The organism is Synechococcus sp. Nb3U1 (genome assembly GCF_021533835.1).
Classification (GTDB): Bacteria; Cyanobacteriota; Cyanobacteriia; order Thermostichales; family Thermostichaceae; genus Thermostichus.
Genome location: NZ_JAKFYQ010000001.1, coordinates 1,327,625 through 1,348,388 on the forward strand (window position 1 = coordinate 1,327,625; position 20,764 = coordinate 1,348,388).

Consider the following 20,764-nt stretch of genomic DNA (forward strand, 5'->3'; position numbering starts at 1 on the left):
AAACTAGTAACCCCACTCTTTCCGAAAGGGGGCATAAAACTCAGGATCCTGCGGCGTACCCCCCGGGATCCCGCACAGAGCTGCGGCAAACCTCACCGCCCGTTCCAACAGGGAAACCTCGGGCCACCCTTGCAGTAACCCCAGAATCACCACTGCGCTGAAGGCATCTCCCGCCCCGACGGTATCCACCATTTGAGGCACGGGTACTGGATCAGCCCGCTGGAGATGGGTGGAGGTGATCAGCATCGCTCCTGCTGCTCCCAGGGTGAGGAATACACTTTTTAAGTTCAGGCTCTCCCGCAAGGTCTTAGCCTGGGCGAACGGATCTTCGGCAGGGATCCCTTCTAGCCGAGCCACTTGAGCCAATTCCTCTTGGTTGAGTTTCAGCCAATCACAGCTGCGGATCATTTCCCGAATTCGATCTGAGTTCCACCAGGGATCCCGCAAATTCAGATCAAGAAAGACTGGGCAATTCAGCGTTTGAATGAAGGCTTGAATCTGTGGGTGGGCAGCTTCCGTACGGGCTGCCAAGCTGCCTCGGTAAAGCAAGCTGGGTTTTAGGGCACACAGTTGTCCCGCATCCAGGCGAATGTGGTCATAGGCTTGGTTGGCCAGGATCTTGTAAGCAGGGATCCCTTGCGCATCCAGCTCCACGTGAACCGCGCCGGTGGGATGGGTTGGATCCCATTGCAGGGCTACGCTGCTTAACCCCTGACGGTGCATGGCCGCCAACACCTGCTCTCCGGCAGCATCTTGACCGACACGACTGAGGAAAATCGGCTCAGATCCCAAGCCTTTGAGATTCCAAGCCACATTAAAGGGTGCGCCCCCCAGTACCGCTTGGTTGGGAAACTGATCAAAAAGAACTTCCCCCAGAATCAGGGGTGGGCCAGCGAGAGGTCTAACGGGATCTGTCATGAAGATGGGGGCCAACTCAGCCGTGCAACTCCAAGATTTGCTGATAGGTATTACTGCGAAACCAACGATCGATCTCTCGTGCCCGTAGCACCGGCAGCGGATGAGTACGCCCAACATTTTGCATCTGCTTCAGTTCCGCCTGCCAGAGATCATCATCTAGCTCATCATAGGTTCGTGCCTGCTCTAAAAATGCATCAACATTCAGTTTTGCCCCCAATTGTGGGGATCCCCCACATAGTTTCATCAACACCGAAACCACCGTCTTGGCTTCTTGGGCCACCAACACAGCCGCCCGGTCACAGGTAAATTCAGCACAGCGCACCCAGTGCATTAGCTGGTCTTGCAACGCCTGGTAAAATAATCCTCCAAAGGGGATCAAACTGGTGGAAAGCATCAGAATATTGGCCATCGTCAAATAAACACCGTGGTTACATTTCAGGTGGCCTAACTCATGGGCTAGAACGGCCTGGATCTCAAGCGGCTCGAGCAAATCTAACAGCGAGCTGTGTAAAACGATAAAAGGCTTCTTCCCCTGCATGGCAAAGGTGTAAGCATTGGGCACAGGGTTTTGCCGCACGTACAGCTGAGGAACTTCCAAATCCAAAATGCGACAGGCTTGTACCAGGAGTTGGTAAATTTCCGGCAACTGATGTTCGTTAATTTGAATGCTGGAGGCGATGTTATCCAGATAAAACACCTGTTCAGCGGTCGAACCCAGCAGATTTTGGATCAGCAAGCCCAGTCCCGGCACCTGTTGCAGGGAACGGGTCGCTTTCAGATCGACGGGATGACGAAATTGATCTGCCCGGAGGCCCAGCAAGATATGAGGTTCTCGTTGAATTGGCAGCATAGGAAGTGGAAAAACGCTGAGGACTACAACTCGTAGGGCACAAACTGACGGTAGCGATTCAACAAAAACAGCCGCTCCGGCGGGGGATCCGGCAGAACCGGCTTGTAAGTAAACCCAAAGGGATCCTCTCCAACCGGGATCTCCCAATAGACAATTCGATCCTGAATGCGGCTGCCATCGGTAATAAAGCGACCCAAATCCACAGCAGTTTGATCAGCGCGGTTGTAGAGCTGTCCTCTCCAGCTGAGCTGCTGGGGTAAGCCTAAGCCCCAAAAAAGTTGCCGTTGGTTCTGGTTTAACACCGTTTGCAGGCGATCCCCCCAAACCCGCGCCAAATCGACAGATTGAGGGGTGGAGTGGGCCTCCGCATCAGTAGGGGTAACTTCTAGCAGCAGCAGCCCATTCAAAAAGATATAGGTCGATTGGGGTTGTGGATCGGAGGAGGGAGTTGCTGGAGGTTCTGGGCTTGCGGTTTCTAGGCTGACCTGCAACTGAGGACTGGTGGCTTGTGAAAGGATCTCCTGAAATCGTTGCTCCAGCGAACGTAAACGGGAGGGGGCATCGGGGGTACGCAGCGTCAGAATAGGTTCATTCACCACCCGAAACTCGCTTTGGCCCCAGACAACGGCACCCAAGCCACTCCATATCAACCCACTCAGGATGAGGATCCCGGCCCATTTCCTCACAGCCATAGCCTCGAAGCTCTCCAGCCACCGCAACGTGCCATTGACAAACTCTGACCTCTATCGGTCGGGTACTTCTCAATCTTAGCCGTTACCCTGGTAGCATCTGTGGCGTTCACAGGACTTGTTGTCTTTTTTGAGGTCATCATGCGGATCCCTACTTCCACCTATCGCATCCAGTTCCATGCTGGGTTTGACTTCGAGGCAGCACGGCAAATTGTCCCCTACCTGAAAGCTTTGGGCATTTCTGACCTCTATGCCTCTCCCATTTTTCAGGCGCGTAAGGGTAGTACCCATGGTTACGATGTGGTGGATCCTGGCCAGATCAATCTAGAGTTGGGCGGCAGTGAAAAATTTGAGGAACTATGGGAGACCCTGAGCCAGCAGCAGATGGGCTGGGTGCAAGATATTGTACCTAACCACATGGCTTATGACGGCCAAAACCCTATGTTGATGGATGTCTTAGAAAGTGGTACCAACTCGGATTTTATCGACTATTTCGATGTAAATTGGAACCATTCCTATTTGGGGATCCAAGGCAGAATATTGGCACCTTTTTTGGGAGATTTTTACGATAAATGTCTGGAATCCGGACAAATTCAGCTTCGTTACGATGCCGACGGTTTGAGTATCAATTACTATGCGTTACGCTTCCCCCTGAATATCGATACCTACGCAGATGTATTTACTTATAATTTGGGCAAACTACGAAGAAAGCTAGGACGAAGTCATCCCGATTACATCAAACTGCTCGGTATTCTCTTTAGCCTTCGCTTCATTCCCTCTAAGGAAGATTTGTTAGAACGTACCGATCAAATAAACTTTGCAAAACATTCCCTCTGGGAACTCTATAATTCCAGTCAGCCTGTACAAAATTTCTTTGATGAGAACATCGAAATTTTCAATGGTAAGCCAGGGGATCCCTCGAGCTTTGATCTATTAGATAACCTCTTAGCTCGACAAAACTTTCGCATTTCTTTTTGGAAAGTAGGGGCCGAAGAAATCAACTACCGTCGCTTTTTTACCATTAACGAACTGATTTCTCTGCGTATAGAAGATCGAGAGGTATTTCGCAAAACTCACCAGATGATCCTTAAGCTCGTCGAACAGGGGCGCTTTACCGGCCTACGCATCGATCACATCGACGGTCTATTTGATCCAGAAGAATATCTCCAGCGACTACGGGAGCGTTGCCCGGAAACTTATATTGTGGTGGAGAAAATTTTGGAGTCGGAAGAATCTCTACCCAAGCAATGGCCCATTCAAGGTACCACCGGCTACGACTTTTTAATTAAACTGAATGGCCTCTTTTGTCAGACTAACAATGCCGAGGCTTTCGACTCACTGTATAGCCAATTCACCCGCTTACAGCAGCCGCCAGAACAGGTAATTGAAGAGAAAAAACGCCTAATCATCGAGCGTAATCTTTCGGGCGATATGGACAACCTTGCTTTCTTGCTTAAGCAAATCACTAGTCATCACCGCTATGCCAATGACTTTACCCTTTACAGCTTGCGGCGAGCCTTGGTGGAAGTTTTGGTATGTTTTCCAGTCTATCGAGTCTATATCCGTGATGGGATCCTTGCTCCAGAAGGTCAACAAATCATTCGACAAGCAATAGATCAAGCCAAAGAGAATTTGCCCATCTTAGTGAATGAACTGAACTTTATTCAGCGCTTTCTCTGCCTAGAGTTTCTGGACAATTTATCAGAACAAGAAAAAAACGAACAGATTTACTTTGCCATGCGCCTTCAACAGTTAGCTGGTCCTCTCATGGCTAAGGGGGTAGAGGATACCGCCTTTTATGTGTATAACCGCTTGTTGTCTCTCAACGAAGTAGGCGGGGATCCCTGTCGATTTGGTCTTTCGGTACAGGAGTTCCATCGCTTTAACCAAGAACGAGCAGACCATTGGCCCCTAGCAATGAATGCCTCTGCTACCCATGACACTAAGCGTGGCGAAGATACTCGAGCTCGTCTTAACGTCCTTTCCGAAATTCCAGCGGAATGGGAGAAGAATATTAAACTCTGGCATGAACTCAATGCCAACTACAAAGTTCGCAATAAGAAGGCCAAGCGTTCAGAACTGCCGGATCGCAACGATGAATACTTCCTGTATCAAACCCTGCTGGGTTCCTATCCCTTTCAGCCGGAAGAATTGCCTCAATTTGTGCAGCGTGTCAAAGATTATCTGATTAAGGCAGTCCGAGAAGCCAAGGTGCATACCGCTTGGCTCCGACCCGATACTGACTATGAAGAAGCCACCACCACCTTCATCGATCAAATTTTGCAATCCCCTAATCCTTTTTTAGAATCTTTTTTGACCTTCCAACGCAAAATCGCTCACTTTGGCATCTTTAATTCCCTTTCTCAAACCCTTGTTAAACTTACTAGTCCAGGGATCCCAGATATTTATCAGGGCACAGAACTCTGGGATTTAAGCATGGTGGATCCCGATAATCGCCGACCTGTTGATTTTTCTCGCCGCCTAGCCTACCTTGAAGAAATTCAGCGACGCGCTAAGCAAGAACCTCAACGATTAATAGAAGACTTACTGTTGCATCGAAGCGATGGACGCATTAAATTATTTTTGCTTCATCATATTCTGAAAATACGTCAGGAGAATCCGCAACTATTTCATGAAGGTGCTTATACCCCATTACAGGTAAGTGGATCCCGACGGGAGCATGTGGTAGCGTTCGCCCGCCATCAGGGCAAGCAGGTATTAATTACAGTGGTGCCACGTTTGTTAACACAATTGATTGACGAAACACAGGATCCATTTGGGGAAGATATTTGGAAAGATACCTGCATTCACCTGCCCCGCTGGAAAAAAGTCGAATGGATAAATGGATTTAGTGAAGAAGGGATTCCTGCCGGAGAAACTCTATCTATTGGAGGGATTTTAAAGTCTTTCCCAGTGGCCATATTATGTGGTCAGTCCCGTTAGTCATTAAAGATTTAGGGGATTGTTAGACTGACTCTATATTTTCTGCGATGTTTCTTCAACCAAAAACAACATAAAGCAACAATGTATTGTATTCCAAAAAAGGCTATCTATGCTCTTTATCAACTGTAGGAGCGGCAAGCGCTGCATGTGTATCATACCATCCTGGGACAGGTGCTTTAGTCATACATTGAAGTGCCCGCCGAGTCAATCCTCTAAACAAAAAAGAACCAGGAAAGTTCCAGGAATTTAATTTACCCGAGTCCCCCAGAAGCTTGTATCCCAGTGATATAATCCTGTATTGCGCGAGAATTTCCTCTTTTGTCTTCCAGCGATGTGGAAGTTCATCTCCAAAAAGGCCGGATGAACCTTCTTCAAAAATATGTTCCACACACTCGCCTATCCATTTTTGAGTGCGTGGAATTGAAGATTGTTCCACTGCCTGAAAGGAAAGATAGCCCAGATCTGACAACATCTCAATCTCTGCTTTAATCTGCAGAAAAGAAGTTTTAGAAGACTCAAGCGAAATATAGTCTGGAACTACTTGAAACTCTTTAAGTACTTCGACACAAACTGTGTCACAACCTTCGATATCAATTTTCATATAGTGGGGCATTCCATACTTTTGAATAACGCTCATTAGGTTTACAATAGGAACCTCAATAACTGTACTCGTTGTTCCTCGATAGATATTGCGTTCTACCCAATCTTTGCACACTGTACCCCAAACTGAAAGAGAATCATTCTTGTAAAATTTAACAGTTTCCTGTCCTGAGATAACATATTTTGATCCCACTATTGCTCCGCCAATAATAATTAATCTTTCATTCTTTAGAAAAGGCTCGAAACGTCGTTCGCAAAATGCAATCATATCAGGATTAGCTTCGAAGCTAATGACTCGAAACCCCTTCTTCAAATAAAAGTCAGTATCTTCTCCTTTGTGCATTCCGATATCGAAGATCAAGTCATCAATCTTCGGAATCTCTAATCGAGTTCCCATTTTAATCTCCTGGTTGGACAAGCCCAAAAGCAAATGCGAAGATATTGCCTCCATCTGTCACAATTCTTTAAGATAAAAACTATCTAAATCACTTAAGAATAAAATATAAAATTCTCACTTTTTCTGAAAAGAAGCTTGAGAGATCTCCAAAGTCCTAGCCATATTCCAACGAACTCAAGCAAGATAAGTGAACTGGGAATTTCTTTGTTTCGAATAAAGCTTTTTAGGAGTCGACATAAGTGCCAATTCCATACCAAATGAATCCATTGTTGTAAAATTGCCCAACGTTCTTCAGGATAAATTACAGCACAATACATACAATAAAATGTCGATCCAATTCCATAACTAAGCATTTGCTTTTTTAATTTATCCATTTGTTTCCGATGACGATGCCAGACCAGGGCTCTTGGTTCGTAAACCAAAGCATACCTACGCTTGAGCACTCTGAAAAACATCTCTAGATCCTCTCCTCCTTGTCCAGGAGACCCAGCACCTAATGCAAGCGGAAATCCTCCTTCCTGAATAAAAAAACGATGGCGAAATGCCATATTTGCCCCAGCTCCCCACTTCGCAGTTAAAAACCATGTGTCTGCTATCGGTTTTTCGGGAGAAGTGTGTACTTGAATCCATGCTCGCTGAAACCCTCTCCCAAATCCATTTCGCCTTTCGAATAAGATTTGTGCTTCTGTTTCCAGTTCATAAGGAGCGATTAATCCTGTAACCGCCATCACATCCGGATGTAGTTGGAACACCCGAGACAATTCATGTACCCAATTCTTATCGACCACAACATCATCATCTGTAAAAGCAAGAATATCTGTGTCAGTCTCGCGAATAGCGCGATTACGAGCTGATGAAAGGCCAGGCTGAGGTTCTTGAATATAACGGATTTGTGGATACTGATCCCGCACTAAGTTTTCAGTTTTATTATCACTGGGAGCATTATCAACAACCAAAATTTCTAGCGAAGGGTAATCTAGCTTTAGTAAAGATCTTAAACATTGATTTAGGTCTTGCGGACGATCGCGGGTACAAATAGCCACGGTTACACTTGGCCAGTGCTCCTGGTTTTGGAGGTCAATACTTTCATGTTCATGTTTTTGAATGGCATTTTCTACCTGGAATGGCTCAGACTCGCTAGACTGCTTACCAGAAGCCGAAATGAATAACAGTTGCTCTAGCTCATTAGGATTTAAATCAGGATGTTGAAGCAATGCATTCCATATTTCGGCTGGTGAACACTTTCCCTCATTGACAGGAATCTCTAGGTAGGTGAGTGGGATCCCTTGATGGCGTACCAGCGCTTGTACTGAACCGTATTTTTCTAGGTTTAGCAGCTCTGGCAGATGTTGACTCAGTTCTATTTCGATCACCTTTATTGGTTGAAGCATAAAATCCTACTCTTCCTGTTCATTGTCACCAGACTGTCTATTTAAGATCACAACTAAAATGGCATGTGTGAAGGGATAAAATGGGCGATAATTTTTTCAGCATGATTGGGAGGAAATGAAAGGCAAACAAGACTACGTAAAGTCATCTTTACCAGTGGTTTCCACTTTTTAAGGAGTACAGGCTGATAATAGTAGGAAGTAAACAAAAATCGCAGCGCAGATAAGACTCTCTGCCTATCGAGGGCGGAAGGAACACCTTGAAGCGCCTTGTATGCCAAATACTTGTAAAGGTTAGCTAAACTTTTTACTTTTAGAGATTGTAGTTGTTTTGGGGCTTGAGCAAACGCCTTGTCAATTACGCGCCTTGCATGCTGCTCCATCCGCAATACTTTAGCTGATTTAGAAGTCTCACTGCGACGATAAAGTACTTGGGGTTCAGCTACCAGTACGAATTCATAGTGCTGCGCCAACCGCAGCCACATATCCCAGTCATCTGCATTGAGTAACGATTCATCGAAGCCACCTACAGTCTCAAAAGCAAAACGTCTAATCAAGGGGTTTGACCCATTTTGTAACAGATTGATTTGAAGCAGTTCAGGCAATATATAACCTGCAGCCTGAGTGCGTATACCTTCTTGAACCAAATTACCCTCGGCATCAATATTATCCGTCCAACTATAAGCTACAGCCGCCTTCTTGTGGATCTGTAGGGCTTCATACTGAGCTGCTAACTTGTTGCTAGTCCAGAGATCGTCCGCGTCAATAAAACTAAGATATTCACCTTGTGCGTGACAAATCCCTCGATTGCGGCTTGCTGAAACACCCCCGTTTGGGTAACTAAAGACATAAATACGACTGTCTTCTTTCGCTAGTCGCTGCGCAATAGCAACAGTTTCATCATCTGAACCATCGTCGATGACTAGAATTTCTATGTCTACAAAATTCTGATTCATCACAGAACGCAAAGTTGTCTCCAAAGTTGGGGCTGCATTAAAAGCTGGAATGATGACAGAAATTAAAGGCATTACTTTTCTCCTGAGCAACCTTGTGTACCTCTGATAGTTAAGGATGCAATAAAGGTTCTTCTGATACAGTCTTAGCTTGCGTGAGGGTAGCTAGATTTAGAGGATATACTTCTTCAGTATATCGAGTTTCTTCATGACGTTTAATATCAGCAACTACACGAGCTAAATCTGGCTGTTTTTCATGCCATATAGAACGCTCATTAGCTATAGCTTCTAAATGGAAAGACAGCATCTCAGGAATCAAATATCGCCCAAAATCTGAAGGAACTGTTTCAAGCTGACGATTAAATATCCTATTTAATACTAGCTGCCCTACTGCCGGTGTGTAATGAGAGCTATCGGTATAATAAATCATACCAGGATCAATTACTTCGCTAGTGACACTGTTATAGCCTGAGAAATCCCATACTGGGTGTAGTGAAACGATATCTCTTTTCCAGTCTTCGAACAAAGGCCATAGGCCCAGATTATAAATAGATTCCCACTCTGTAGCATGCGCAGGGGAAATAAATAATTTCAACTGAATTTCTCGATTGGCGCAAGTTTCTATGATTGCTTTCAGGTGGGCTAAAGAGTTCTTATAGCTACTAAATCCTTTGTAGACTCCATCCTGGTACTGACGCTGAGCCTTAGCAATAGTATCAAAGAACACCCTTAAATCAACTTCTCTTGGTCTCCGAACCATCATTCCATTTACCCGTATTGATCCCGGTGGGTTAGGATTTTGATTGCGTACCAGAGTTTCCCAGCTAGCACCCAAAGCATCTAATGAGAGAGTTATATCCAGCAAATCCGATCCGATGATCCCAACATGGCCTAGTCTCTGCTCTCTAAAATCTGGTTGAGGGGTTCGCAGATCGTTGAACATTTGGAAGTCAAGTCCAATAACCACCTGTTCCAATTCAGGTTGAATAGTTAAAGCATGCTCTAAATAGCGACGTAACTCGTAAATATTAGGTGCTGTTAGTCCCAGATTGTATGCTGGCTGAATCAATGCTGGATGGGAAGGATCAAGACCAATATCGGTGCGAGAGGAACCCAACAAAATACTTTTCGGTCGGATCCTGGCTATATCAACAGCCTTAAATAATCTACTGTTATTCAGTGTTTTGGGCTTGATGGCATTAATACCAGCTATCGATGGGGAGCCAATGACGCCCAAAGGATCAATAACCAGGTTAAATAAGCTTGTTGTGCACATTGCTGAAAATGACAGCGCTATGAAGATTTTATTGAAGTTGCTAAAGCTGTATTGACCCATAACTACTCCTACATAAATTCACCTTTTAGTTAGTCCAAAATCAGCCAAAATTAACTCAGAACTGAAAGTAAAGAAACTCCGTGACTCGACTCATTGACAACAAAGTCAGCACAGACAAACAACTGAGAAATAAACCCCACCACCACCGTGGTCTAAACCGCTGAACTAGCTCCTGTGTATTAGGCAAAAATACAACCCACAAGGTCAAGATGGCTAGAACGATGAGACTCTCCTGACCACCCGGAAAATAATCCAAGCTAGGAAGATCGTTAAATCGGACACCAAACTTTTCTAGATCGCCTAATGACCCACGGTACTTCCCAGGTAACAGCACCCCCTCTACACCTGTCATGACCCATAGAATATGACCTGCATCTGTAAGAGATTGAGCCCTAAAAATAACCCAACCTACAGTCACAGCTAAAAAAGTAATCGCCCATGATACTACTTTTGGCAAACGAAAACCCACTTTTCCCCAAACGTGATTGACACTAAGGCATACTCCATGAAATCCACCCCAGACGATATAAGTCCATCCAGCACCATGCCAAAGACCACCTAGCAGCATCGTAGTCATGAGATTGATAACTCTGCGAGTTTCTCCAAGACGGTTACCTCCCAACGGAATGTAGAGATAATCCCTCAGGAAGTTTGACAAAGTAATATGCCAGCGGTGCCAGAATTCAATGATCGAAGCAGCCTTATAAGGAGAGTTAAAGTTGAATGGCAATCTTACATTTAACATCAGTCCGAGCCCAATAGCCATATCACAATAACCAGAAAAATCAAAATAGAGTTGATAAGTGTAGCTAAGCGCTGCTGTCCAAGCCTCAATAAAGCTCAGATCAACAGCATGATTGAACGGCAGTGCCACCCATCCTGAAATACTGTCAGCGATGATAACTTTTTTTGATAAACCAATGAAAAACGCTACACAGCCTAAGGAAAAGTTTTTCTGAGAAAATAACAAGTTTCGCAGTTTATCAAACTGAGGTATAACTTCTTGATGATGGACGATAGGACCAGCAATTAGCTGTGGGAAGAATAGCACAAATAAACTATAGTCGAGAAAGGAGTAACTTGAAGTTTGTCCGCGATACACATCAACTAGATAGGCAATTTGCTGGAATGTATAGAAAGAAATTGCCAGCGGAAGGATAATGCTATCTACGTGGAATAGCTGAGTTAGCCATGTGGACAATGATGAGAAAGGCAACCAAGACAGAAGGAAACCTGTATATTTGTAGTATGCAATGAGGCCGATATTAAAAAACAAACCCAAACATAAAATTATTCTCGAAAGTTTCTTCTTGTATCTTTTCTCTTGAAGATACCTTCCCAATTGATAATTTACTCCTATCGAAACAAGTATTAATGGTATGAATGTAACATTCCAATATCCGTAAAAAACTAGAGAAGACAACAACAGCCACCCTTTCGAGAGAGTCACTGAACCCAAACGGCCTATCCAGAAATAACCTCCTAAACAGAGAGGCAAGAACAAAAAAATAAATAGGAAGGAATTAAACAACATCAGTACAATACCTCCCACATCAATTCTTTCCATGCCTGCAAATAGTTTTGATGCCCTTCCTGCGTGGAAAGTCTTCCCCTTTCTCCCCACCGTCTTAACTGCCAAGGAGAAGCCAGAGCCATAATTCGGATCCCTTTGGCCAGCTCGGTTGGATTTTTTGGAGTGACCAGCAAACCACAAGATTCACCGTCAGAACCTCGTACTTGTTCTATTAAGCCATCGATCCGACTTGCGATGATAGGCTTCCCGGCTGCTCTTGCTTCTAGACAAACATTTCCCCAGGGTTCCCAGAGTGAGGGAATGATCACCACATCGCAACGGCCAAGAAAATTTGCTACATCTTCCACTTGGCCCAAAAAAGTGACCGATGACAGGTGTTCAGCCATGCGATGTAGAGCGCCCTCTAACTCCCCAGATCCCCCTAGCAGAAGCTTGACTGGTAAGTCTTTAACCTGCTCCATAGCTTCAATGAGCACTTCGAATCCTTTCTGTGTGCAAAAGCGACCATAGGCGCCTAAGATTAAATCTCCCTCTCGAGATTTGGGAAACAGCTTAGCGAAGCGCTCAAGGGAGGGGCACTGATGAATGAGTCTCAATTGGTGATCTGAAGCCAAATGATGCTTCAGCATCCAGTCCGCTTGGGCCTGTGAGATGGTAACCACAAGGTCTGCTAAACGATAGAAGACTCGCAGGACACTGTGAAACCTCCAGGGTTGTGAGACGTTGTGTTCTTCATATCCTTGCGAATAGGCATGTTCGTGAATGATTAACTTGGCTTTCGGGAAGCGAGTCTTGAGACGCAATAAGTCAGGCAATCCCTTTAGACGACAAGTAGGGTGATAAACAATTAAATCAGGTTCTTTTATGCCCTGAAACGAGTGGAGACAGAGTTTCTCCACGTCAAAAACTACAATCTGAAAATCAAAGTTATTCGATAGATCAGATTGAATTAAGCCTCGAAGATTCGATTTTACTCCTCCCATTTTGTCATCTTTGACAACATGAAGAACTCGTCGTTTTTCAACGATGGAACCAGTGAACTTAGAAAGCAAAGGAGTCACTTGCATAGATTCTACCTGAGAAAGCTAGACATTTCCGTGGCCGTTGAGAGTATTCATTTAAGTTGACTGGAGTAAGTCTGCCCGACCCTCTCGAATTCCTAAATAGCGAGTCCAGGGAACACAGACATCTAGCCAAGTTTCTAAGAAACTATCTCTAACTGCTACAGTAATAGGCTCATGTCTGACTTTCTGAATAAAACGACTCAAACAGCGGAGCGCAAAAGTGAATAAAGACAATCCTGCCTTCGATAACTCCCTCCTCCCAGTAGGAATTTTAAGCTTCCATCGGTGATGTAATTCAACCAATGTACGAGCTTTGTATCTCTGTGATCGGCAAAGGGCTCGAATATCGGCACGGTAGCGATGATAGACAATTCCCCCTTGTTGCAAAAAATGAATTCGGTAAGGTGTTAGACTCTGCATTCTCCAATTTAGGTCTACCTCCTCTCCGCCAGACCGGTTCAGTAACAAACCAACTCTCCGAAAGACTTCTGCTCTATACATGACATTCGCTGTACAGGCCGTCGGCAAAAACAGATGGTGTTCTGGACAGTGGCTAGGACTGCGTAGAGTTAAAGCTTCATAGCGAATGATTGGATCATCTAATCTATGAGGTTTTATAGTGCCAGCAACAGCACCTATCTGCTGGTGTGTAAAACCTTCTAGTAAATCCTGAATCCACCGTGGATCCAATACACAATCTACATCTGTGCAGGCTATGTATTCACCTTGTGCTTCTCGAATACCCCGATTGCGAGCTGTGCCACACCCAGGGACAGGTTCAAATAAAACTCGATGGCCACTTTCTTGGAGTAGTTTTGCAGTTCTATCGTTGGAATTGTTGTCTATCAAAAGAATTTCAAGCCTATGGCTTGGGTAGTCTAATGCTTTAAGAGAATCTAGCAAGGTCGGCAACATCTTCTCTCCATTAAAAATGGGAATGACTACCGATACCAAAGGTAAAGACATCCATTTCTGCACTTCCATCTAGAATCTCCTCTTAAGAAGAAGGGGAATGGTTAGATAACGATGAGGAAATTTATGTATTAGAACGGACACTAAAGCGCGAAAACTTATTTGCCCAGCGGGCTGGCAAGATTCCAATCCCTTCCTGAATTATGTTTGGGGCTATCAGCTGCAATGTTCCTAAGTAGAGGATTCCTCCTAGCAGAATGGCTGTCACCAGCAAACTGCTTGCAGAGCCCAGCCACAGCATCTTCATTGCGAAGACACCGACTGTCATTCCAGCTGTAGCATAGAGGATTTCGCTTAGATTACTAAAGTAGGCAATAAAGTTCGAGTTGACGCATTTCAGAGTCAGATACAAACCAATTATCGATACTAGAGAAGTGAAGCTAGTAAAACTCAGCGCCACACCCCGAATGCCAAATGGGATCCCTATCAAGAAGGATAAAACAGCTACTCCTACTGAGGTAGCAATCAGGTTGAGTCGCAATTGAGTTTGCCCAATCGCTATCAAAACTGTCCCATCAAGGGCCTTTAATCCGACAACCAGTGCTCGTACTGCTAGGATCTGCAAAATAGGTGCCGCAGGCAACCATTTTTCGCCGTAAAATACACGTATCAATTCAGGTGCCAAAAGGATAAGTCCTACAACAAGCGGAATAACTACCGCTACAACCAACTGGTTGGCTCTAAACCAACTCTGCTTTACTTTGGTTAAATCCTCCTGCTGTCGAGCTAAGGCTGGAAACAAGACTCCTGCTAACACCTGAGCGATCCGATCCAACGGAGCTGTCATCAAGTTATAGGCCATGCTGTAAAAGCCGAGCTCAACTGCGCCAAGGAATCTTCCTATCAAAAGATTATCGACATTCCGCCCCACATATCCCAGTAGGTTCCCCCCCAGAACATTGTTGCTAAAGCCACTCATTTGCTGTATATCTGCCCATCGAAATTTCCAAGTGGGTCGCCAATTTGAGACGTACCAGAGCAATATTGTTCCTAGCAAGCTAGTTATGACAATACGTCCGACTAGACTCCAGACTCCCCAACCCATATATGCCATTATCAGCCCCCCAATGATGCCAACTAGATGGCTCAGCATTCGACGAAGTTCTAGTGCTCGAAAGCGCATTTTTCTAGTCAGTAGAGCTTCCTGTGTACTCCCTAAAGCAACAATAAAGAAACAACAGGCCAAGGCTGAAATAACCCACTGCACTGCTGGAGTTTGATAGAAGATGGCAATTGGCCAGGAGAGGAAAATGCCAACGAGAGAAAGGCCAAATCCTACGCCTATATTCATCCAAAAAACGCTAGAGATGTGATGTGACTCTATGTTTGCACGCTGAACTAGTGCTGCTCCTAGACCTAAATCCAGTACGACATGGACAATTCCCGTAAACACACTAGCCATTGATAACAAACCAAAATCCTCAGGCGATAGCAATCGAGCCATCACCACCGCGCTACCTAAACTCAATATCTGTTGCATTACTTGGGATCCCACCTTCCAGCGCAGTCCACTGAAAAGGCAAGAACGCAAGTTGTTTGAGGGTGAGGTTTCAAGGTTCGCCATACAGGTTTCTAGGGTTTACTTAGGTAAATCTAGGAGGGAAGAATGAGGAGCCAGAGAAAATCGAATTAAGGGACGTGAAATAGACTGTAAGTGAACAGCAATCAAAGTTAGCAGTGAACGGGGATCCCGCCAGAAAATTGATCCGTCACTAGCAACAGCTTTAGCAATATATTCTTTGGCCAACTCTGGTTCTTGGGCTGTCAACGCCAAGCGAGCTAGGAGACGATAGAAAAAAGCGTAAGCTGTAGGCATCATTGTTCTCACCTTCTCTGTGGAACGGTTAAAAGCAGCTTGCAAAACTTGTTCGCCACATTCCTGCATTTTTTTGACATTAAAAGATAAACCACTTGGCCGAACGCGATATTCGCATAAGACTTGTGGATGTCGATAAAAGCGATGGGATCCCTGCTCTGCTACTTTTAGCCAAAAGTCAAGATCTTCACAGCTTCGCAAACTTTCATTAAATCCTCCAATTTGATCAAACAGCGCTCGTCGAAAGATTGCATTTGAGCCATGACCGATAAAGTTCTTACAGAGCATTGCCAGCAAAGGATCTGAATGTATTGGACGACCACTCAGGGTTAGCCAAGTTGGACGACCATCATCCCGAATTATCCTCGAGACGCTGTAGACAATGCCAACCTCTGAATGGTGTTGTAGTATCTCAACGTGGGTCGCTAACTTTTGGGGGAGATAACGATCATCAGCATCCAATAGAGCAATAAACTCACCCCGAGCATGTCGAATTCCCCAATTACGGGAAGAAGCAAGTCCCCCGTTTGGTTTCGATAAAAGATGGAAGCGGGGATCCCTTTGGCACCAAGGTTCTACAGCCTCTGCAGTGCCATCTGTGGAGCCATCGTTAACTATCAATACCTCAAAGCTCTGCCAAGTCTGACAAACAAGAGACTGAAGAGCTTCAGAGATATACTTCTGCACATTGTAGGCAGGAACAATGACACTAACTGTTGGAGTAGGATGCATAGAAGGGTTGGATTGATGAGCCATGGGTTGAACAAATCAAGTAGCTACACTGATCTAGTCCAAGAACGATACATTTCATAGAAAGGGTTTACAGGACGATTTTCGTAATCGATCAAGCCAGGCCAGCCACCTTCACTATGCAAATGATGCAGACGGAAATAACAGATGGTCAAAACCTGTCCCTTTACATAAGGAAGCACTTCATCTAGCATTTGTCGCCACTTCTGATAATCCCTGCCATGATCAGCTCGAGCCTGGGGCAAAAAATTCCACTCAGTAATGATGATTGGCTTGGAGCCATATAATTGCTTCACTTGGTTCAAGTGCCACTTCATTTGCTCGACTGTAAAGGTATAGGGATGGCTGCCAGCATAGTCCACATAGTTCAGATATCCTGCAGTTAAATACTCTTGTGTAATATTGGTATTCCAACCTGTTTCCTGCCAAGCAGAGAAAGATCCTCCAAGAACTTTCTCCCTTTGAGAGTGTAATGATTCCCAGGCTGGCTTGAGTACCAACTGCACATATTGACGACCTGTGCCTAACCAATATTTTCTGCCTTCTAACTCATTGAGGATCTCCCAGATATCGATAGATTCTCTAATGCCTGGTAGGGTTTGCACCCAATCGAAATAAGCCTTGACCTCAGTTGCAGAGGAGGGAACCTCGCGGTTTTGAAATAGAACAATGACCTTGAACCCAGCCTGTTTCAATCGTCGAGCTCGATCAAAGACACCACTGCTAGGTTCACGACGCTCATTCCAATTCACATTAGCCCAGAGACGAACAGTACTGATCTTCAGATCCTGTAAGACAGAAATGATCTCAGACGCATTGGCATCATTTCCCACCTCTACTCCATAGAATGGATCCAGTCTCACAAACATCTTGCTTGAAATTCCTGTCATTGAACCAGAGCAAGCAAAAATAATAGATGCAGCAATCAGAGCAACCGTAATGCTCATCCCCCTAATACTCAAGAAAATGGATTTGCGAAGAAAACGGTTCGGCATAGTAGCATCCGTTGATTTTTTAGATTAAGTCTAAAAGAGTATCCTTTAGGCTTGTTGTTATACCTATTGCTGCCATGGGAAGGGAGGTTCCTGCCACCATGGTGGTAGCCACTGACGACGGATGGTTTGCTCACCCCAATTCCAAGCACAGCCCAACCAAGCAGATAGCGTAAAGGCAGTCACACTTGCAGCGTGATATTCCTCAGTGAGCATGACAAACGTGAGCCCGACCCAAGCTCCCAAGCAGGGTGCCAAACGAGGGTGTTTTAATACCCAATTCACCAACGCCACAGCTATAGCCAGCCAAGCCAAAATGATCAAAGCAGAACCAATGGCCCCAGTTTGGTAGAGCGAAGAAAGAACCTGCGAATGGGATCCGAGTGGATGGTGTGTAATTCTCGAATGCCCTTGAGCCCCATAGCCAAAAAAGGGAGAATCTAGAAAGGCTTCAAAAGCCTCCCGATACATTTCCTGGCGTAGTGTGAAGGAGTCCCGTCGATAATTGAAGAGATACCAGGTGAAGCCGCTAATTAAAAAAGGAGAAGCTGCTGCCAAGGGAATCACCAACCCGTTCAATATTCGACGTCCCCAGCGACTACCAAACCAGAGGCTAATTAGAGTCGCTGCCCCAAAAGCCAGTTGAGCCATACGAGCTGCTGAAAACCGAAGCGTTACTACTGCACCCATGAGTCCAACCCAACGCCAAAATCGACTCTCCTCCGTTAACGCGATCTGACTCAGGATCAAACTCATCGTCCCAGCTAAGGGAGACCAATAGTAAAACGACTTCAGACGAGGGACTAAAACGGGATCCACCTCCCAGGCGATCCGATCCAGGCCATAGAGCTGCGCCTCAAAGAAAACTCGAGCAGGTATCGAAGGCCACAATATCGTCACAAGGCTGTGGGTTTCCAAAAGGGATCCCGTCAGGCGTAGGTACCCTTCCCCAATCACGACTGCGATCAGCTGGCATAGGCCGACTATACAGGCCGCTCTAACCACCACTTGAAAACGAACCTGTAACCGGCGCACGGCGTACCAAACCGCCACCGTCAGCACCCAAACACCCAAAATTGCTCCCAAAGCAGTGAGGCTACGCCCAACCTCTGCTACCCCTAAAGCCAAATTAATGAGCAGAGAAACCAGCCAAGCGATGATGTAGCCACACCAGAGGTGCCATCCCACCAACAGTGGAACTGGCTGTGGGCGATACCAACTGCGCAACAGCAAATACCCCCCCACCAGTGGGTAAACAATAATTTGAATGCCCAGAACCCACCAAAGCGGCACCAAAGCAATCGTCCAAAAGATCACTTTTTCTGCGTGTTGATCAGGCAGCACATGCCTGAACGACTCAGAAAGCCACTCGGCTTCAGCTTTCGAAGACTGTGGAAAGGGAGCTGTTAACATTGCCACTAAACCACCTCAGGCAATAAACCTTGATTTTTGGATTTGCCCAGTCGAGGGTGCCCTTTGACGACAGTATGAGCCCCCGTTCCCACCACAACTTGACCCAGCAGGCGGGTATCCCAAGTGCGCAAGGTTTCTGCTGCCGCTGCTGCTCCCCTTCGCCCCAATTGCTGCGGAGCCGCAACCCAGAGTACCCCATCACACAAAGAAGCCAGTAATGTCGCGGCTGAGCCTTGGGAAACGGGTGGACAATCCAAGATCACCAAGTCATACCGTTTGCGCAACCGCTCCAAAAGCATTGACCATTTCTTGTAGGCAGAAAGGGAAAGCCCCACTTGATAAGTCAACACATCGAATCCACGCAGTTCGGCACTGGCCTTAGAACCATTGGGTCTCTCTGCAGTTTGAGTTTGCAACCACTCGCGCCATTGCCGTTCCTCTTCAGCGGGATCTTTTAAATCTCGCTCCTCCAGAGTAGTGGCATCAAAACGGCTCAGATGAGGGGATCCCATCTCATTGGCGTTGGCCCGTACTAGCAAAACTCGGCGACGAACTTGCGCTTCTAGAAGGGCTAGGTTTTCAGCCACCAACCCACTCCCTTCGGGGCGAGACCAACTGGCAATGGCAATGGTATGCACTTCTCGGGGCAGCATACGCATGTGGGCTTGCAAAGTTTGATAGCCATCCAGCAGAGGGTTTTCCTTCCCGGAACTGGGGTCTGCCAGCTTCTCCACTCCCCCCCAAGGCACAGCACTGAGTACAGGCAGCGGCAGAATGTCTCGCAACTCCGGCAGGGTCCGCAACTTGTTGTTGGTGGCAACCTTAGCCCACACCGCCCCCAGTCCTGTGAGCGTGCCTAAAACCAGGGCCACAGCATAAAGAGGTTTGCGATTGGGGCCAATCGGAACGCTTCGCTGGCTGGGTGGTTCGATCACCCGTACATTGCCCAAACTTTGTTGCTCGAGAATACGGCTAGAGGCGAGGTTTTCGCTAAAGATCAAGTAAGTCTGGCGAGCTCGATCCAAAGCCAGTTGCAGCTGGGTGTGCTCTTTCAACAACTGAGGTAGCTCGTTGTAACGGCTCTGAATCTCCGCGAACTGACTGTTTAGTTGGCCGAGGCGCGCATTTTGAGCAGCACGTTCTACCCCCAGCTCAAACCATTGCTCAACTAAGCCCTGCTGAACGGGATCCGGAATGGCCAGATCGGATCCGGCTTGCTCCCCCAAAGCTCGTATGGAATAGTCTCGAAGTAGAGCGGCTAAGCGCTCTCTTTTTTCCAGGGCACTGAGTACCTGGGGATTTTGATCGGTGTAGCGGGATTGCAACTGAGCCAATTCCGTCTCCGCCTTGACCAAATCCGCTCGCAAAGCTTGAAAGTTGGGATCCCGGCTCAGACCGACAATCCGTAATGCGGCATCTGGATCCTCCGGCAGCTGACCTTGCAGGCTTTCAATCCGCTGCACTGTTGAAGAAAGCTCCACCTGAGCCGCTTGTACCCGCTGGCGCATCTCATTCAGAGTACGAGCCACATCTGCTGTCTCACTGCCACCTCCCAAAAAGCGATTTTCCTGTTGGAAGGCTTCCAGAGCATCTTGGGCATTTTTCAGATCCTCTTGTAGCTCTGGCAATTGGCGTTCTAGGGCCCGCCGCGCCTGAGACGCCCTCTCTCGGTTCAGTCGTAGGTTTTCCTGGATATAAACTTCGGTGATGGCAGCGACAACCTTCGGTGGCAATTCTGGATCTGTAGAGGAATAGCTGATTTCTACCAGATCAGTTCCCCCCAGCAGCTTTACTCCGAGTGCCCCTTGAGGAACCCCTTGCCGCTCCAGCCCCGCCTGCTCAAGAGCCTTTTCAAAAATGGGAGTAGAGCGGATCAGGGCGATTTGGTTATTGATCGGGTTAACCCGATCCCCAACCGTATCGAGGCTGCTCACTCCCGAGTTGTTCGCCCCCGAGACCAAACGCTCCACACTGCGCGGGGACTCGATCAATAACTCCGAGCGAGCCTGGTAAATGGGAGGGATACGCCGAATCCAGTACACCGCCGGCCCCAACACAGCGATCAGAACCAGCAGAAACAACCAAGATTCTGGCAAGAAAGCACGGATCACCCGTTCCGGTAGGGGACGACGCACAGGCATAGCGTAAG

General features: G+C 46.4%; 16 protein-coding genes. 1 reads left to right on the plus strand and 15 read right to left on the minus strand.

Annotation, left to right across the window (positions count from 1 at the left end):
• Positions 1-3: 3 nt before the first annotated feature.
• The 3 genes from L1047_RS06105 to L1047_RS06115 are packed head-to-tail and all read right to left on the minus strand — an operon-like array spanning position 4 to position 2,460.
• On the minus strand, positions 4-918 hold the full coding sequence (locus tag L1047_RS06105; RefSeq protein WP_235277986.1) for a PfkB family carbohydrate kinase: 915 nt from the start codon (positions 916-918) through the stop codon (positions 4-6).
• Between the two features lie 16 nt (positions 919-934).
• Positions 935-1,768, minus strand: coding sequence for a M48 family metallopeptidase (locus L1047_RS06110; protein ID WP_235277987.1), 834 nt, complete (start codon positions 1,766-1,768; stop codon positions 935-937).
• Positions 1,769-1,791: 23 nt separating this feature from the next.
• Positions 1,792-2,460 (minus strand): hypothetical protein, encoded by a 669-nt coding sequence (locus L1047_RS06115; protein WP_235277988.1) that lies wholly within the window; start codon positions 2,458-2,460, stop codon positions 1,792-1,794.
• Between the two features lie 138 nt (positions 2,461-2,598).
• Between L1047_RS06115 and treY the strand changes: the two genes are divergently transcribed.
• Positions 2,599-5,400, plus strand: coding sequence for a malto-oligosyltrehalose synthase (gene treY, locus L1047_RS06120; protein WP_235277989.1), 2,802 nt, complete (start codon positions 2,599-2,601; stop codon positions 5,398-5,400).
• A 103-nt stretch (positions 5,401-5,503) separates the two neighbouring features.
• On the opposite strand, the gene L1047_RS06125 is transcribed toward treY, so the two are convergent.
• The 12 genes from L1047_RS06125 to L1047_RS06180 all read right to left on the minus strand — a co-directional run bounded on the left by L1047_RS06125 (position 5,504) and on the right by L1047_RS06180 (position 20,756).
• Positions 5,504-6,397 (minus strand): FkbM family methyltransferase, encoded by an 894-nt coding sequence (locus L1047_RS06125; protein WP_235277991.1) that lies wholly within the window; start codon positions 6,395-6,397, stop codon positions 5,504-5,506.
• Between the two features lie 92 nt (positions 6,398-6,489).
• On the minus strand, positions 6,490-7,788 hold the full coding sequence (locus L1047_RS06130) for a glycosyltransferase family 2 protein (protein ID WP_235277993.1): 1,299 nt from the start codon (positions 7,786-7,788) through the stop codon (positions 6,490-6,492).
• A 53-nt stretch (positions 7,789-7,841) separates the two neighbouring features.
• A complete protein-coding gene (locus L1047_RS06135; RefSeq protein ID WP_235277994.1) occupies positions 7,842-8,813 on the minus strand; it encodes a glycosyltransferase family 2 protein in 972 nt (323 codons plus the stop codon).
• Positions 8,814-8,850: 37 nt separating this feature from the next.
• The gene (locus L1047_RS06140; RefSeq protein ID WP_235277995.1) at positions 8,851-10,074 is read right to left on the minus strand and encodes a hypothetical protein; all 1,224 of its coding nucleotides are present in this window, start codon (positions 10,072-10,074) and stop codon (positions 8,851-8,853) included.
• A 55-nt stretch (positions 10,075-10,129) separates the two neighbouring features.
• The gene (locus L1047_RS06145; protein WP_235277996.1) at positions 10,130-11,713 is read right to left on the minus strand and encodes an MBOAT family O-acyltransferase; all 1,584 of its coding nucleotides are present in this window, start codon (positions 11,711-11,713) and stop codon (positions 10,130-10,132) included.
• Positions 11,608-12,675: a glycosyltransferase family 4 protein gene (locus tag L1047_RS06150; RefSeq protein WP_235277997.1), complete on the minus strand. Its 1,068-nt coding sequence runs from the start codon at positions 12,673-12,675 to the stop codon at positions 11,608-11,610. The genes L1047_RS06145 and L1047_RS06150 overlap by 106 nt, the downstream gene beginning before the upstream one ends.
• A 51-nt stretch (positions 12,676-12,726) precedes the next feature.
• Positions 12,727-13,656 carry a glycosyltransferase gene (locus L1047_RS06155; RefSeq protein WP_235277998.1) on the minus strand — a complete coding sequence of 310 codons (930 nt, stop codon included), beginning with the start codon at positions 13,654-13,656 and terminating at the stop codon, positions 12,727-12,729.
• 52 nt (positions 13,657-13,708) lie between these two features.
• A complete protein-coding gene (locus L1047_RS06160; RefSeq protein ID WP_268836160.1) occupies positions 13,709-15,208 on the minus strand; it encodes a lipopolysaccharide biosynthesis protein in 1,500 nt (499 codons plus the stop codon).
• 15 nt (positions 15,209-15,223) lie between these two features.
• Entirely contained in the window at positions 15,224-16,216 is a 993-nt protein-coding gene (locus L1047_RS06165) for a glycosyltransferase family 2 protein (RefSeq protein ID WP_235278000.1), read from the minus strand.
• Between the two features lie 20 nt (positions 16,217-16,236).
• Entirely contained in the window at positions 16,237-17,205 is a 969-nt protein-coding gene (locus tag L1047_RS06170) for a glycosyl hydrolase (protein ID WP_235278001.1), read from the minus strand.
• Positions 17,206-17,268: 63 nt separating this feature from the next.
• Complete coding sequence (locus tag L1047_RS06175; protein WP_235278002.1) at positions 17,269-18,546, minus strand: O-antigen ligase family protein; 1,278 nt, start codon at positions 18,544-18,546, stop codon at positions 17,269-17,271.
• Between the two features lie 74 nt (positions 18,547-18,620).
• On the minus strand, positions 18,621-20,756 hold the full coding sequence (locus L1047_RS06180) for a GumC family protein (protein ID WP_235278004.1): 2,136 nt from the start codon (positions 20,754-20,756) through the stop codon (positions 18,621-18,623).
• Positions 20,757-20,764 lie beyond the last annotated feature (8 nt).

What these genes read in the sequence shown, in the direction of transcription:
- L1047_RS06105 (WP_235277986.1), bottom strand. Translation starts at nt 918, where the DNA reads ATGACAGATCCCGTTAGACCTCTCGCTGGCCCACCCCTGATTCTGGGG.
- L1047_RS06110 (WP_235277987.1), bottom strand. Translation starts at nt 1,768, where the DNA reads ATGCTGCCAATTCAACGAGAACCTCATATCTTGCTGGGCCTCCGGGCA.
- L1047_RS06115 (WP_235277988.1), bottom strand. Translation starts at nt 2,460, where the DNA reads ATGGCTGTGAGGAAATGGGCCGGGATCCTCATCCTGAGTGGGTTGATA.
- treY (WP_235277989.1), top strand. Translation starts at nt 2,599, where the DNA reads ATGCGGATCCCTACTTCCACCTATCGCATCCAGTTCCATGCTGGGTTT.
- L1047_RS06125 (WP_235277991.1), bottom strand. Translation starts at nt 6,397, where the DNA reads ATGGGAACTCGATTAGAGATTCCGAAGATTGATGACTTGATCTTCGAT.
- L1047_RS06130 (WP_235277993.1), bottom strand. Translation starts at nt 7,788, where the DNA reads ATGCTTCAACCAATAAAGGTGATCGAAATAGAACTGAGTCAACATCTG.
- L1047_RS06135 (WP_235277994.1), bottom strand. Translation starts at nt 8,813, where the DNA reads ATGCCTTTAATTTCTGTCATCATTCCAGCTTTTAATGCAGCCCCAACT.
- L1047_RS06140 (WP_235277995.1), bottom strand. Translation starts at nt 10,074, where the DNA reads ATGGGTCAATACAGCTTTAGCAACTTCAATAAAATCTTCATAGCGCTG.
- L1047_RS06150 (WP_235277997.1), bottom strand. Translation starts at nt 12,675, where the DNA reads ATGCAAGTGACTCCTTTGCTTTCTAAGTTCACTGGTTCCATCGTTGAA.
- L1047_RS06155 (WP_235277998.1), bottom strand. Translation starts at nt 13,656, where the DNA reads ATGGAAGTGCAGAAATGGATGTCTTTACCTTTGGTATCGGTAGTCATT.
- L1047_RS06160 (WP_268836160.1), bottom strand. Translation starts at nt 15,208, where the DNA reads ATGGCGAACCTTGAAACCTCACCCTCAAACAACTTGCGTTCTTGCCTT.
- L1047_RS06165 (WP_235278000.1), bottom strand. Translation starts at nt 16,216, where the DNA reads ATGGCTCATCAATCCAACCCTTCTATGCATCCTACTCCAACAGTTAGT.
- L1047_RS06170 (WP_235278001.1), bottom strand. Translation starts at nt 17,205, where the DNA reads ATGCCGAACCGTTTTCTTCGCAAATCCATTTTCTTGAGTATTAGGGGG.
- L1047_RS06180 (WP_235278004.1), bottom strand. Translation starts at nt 20,756, where the DNA reads ATGCCTGTGCGTCGTCCCCTACCGGAACGGGTGATCCGTGCTTTCTTG.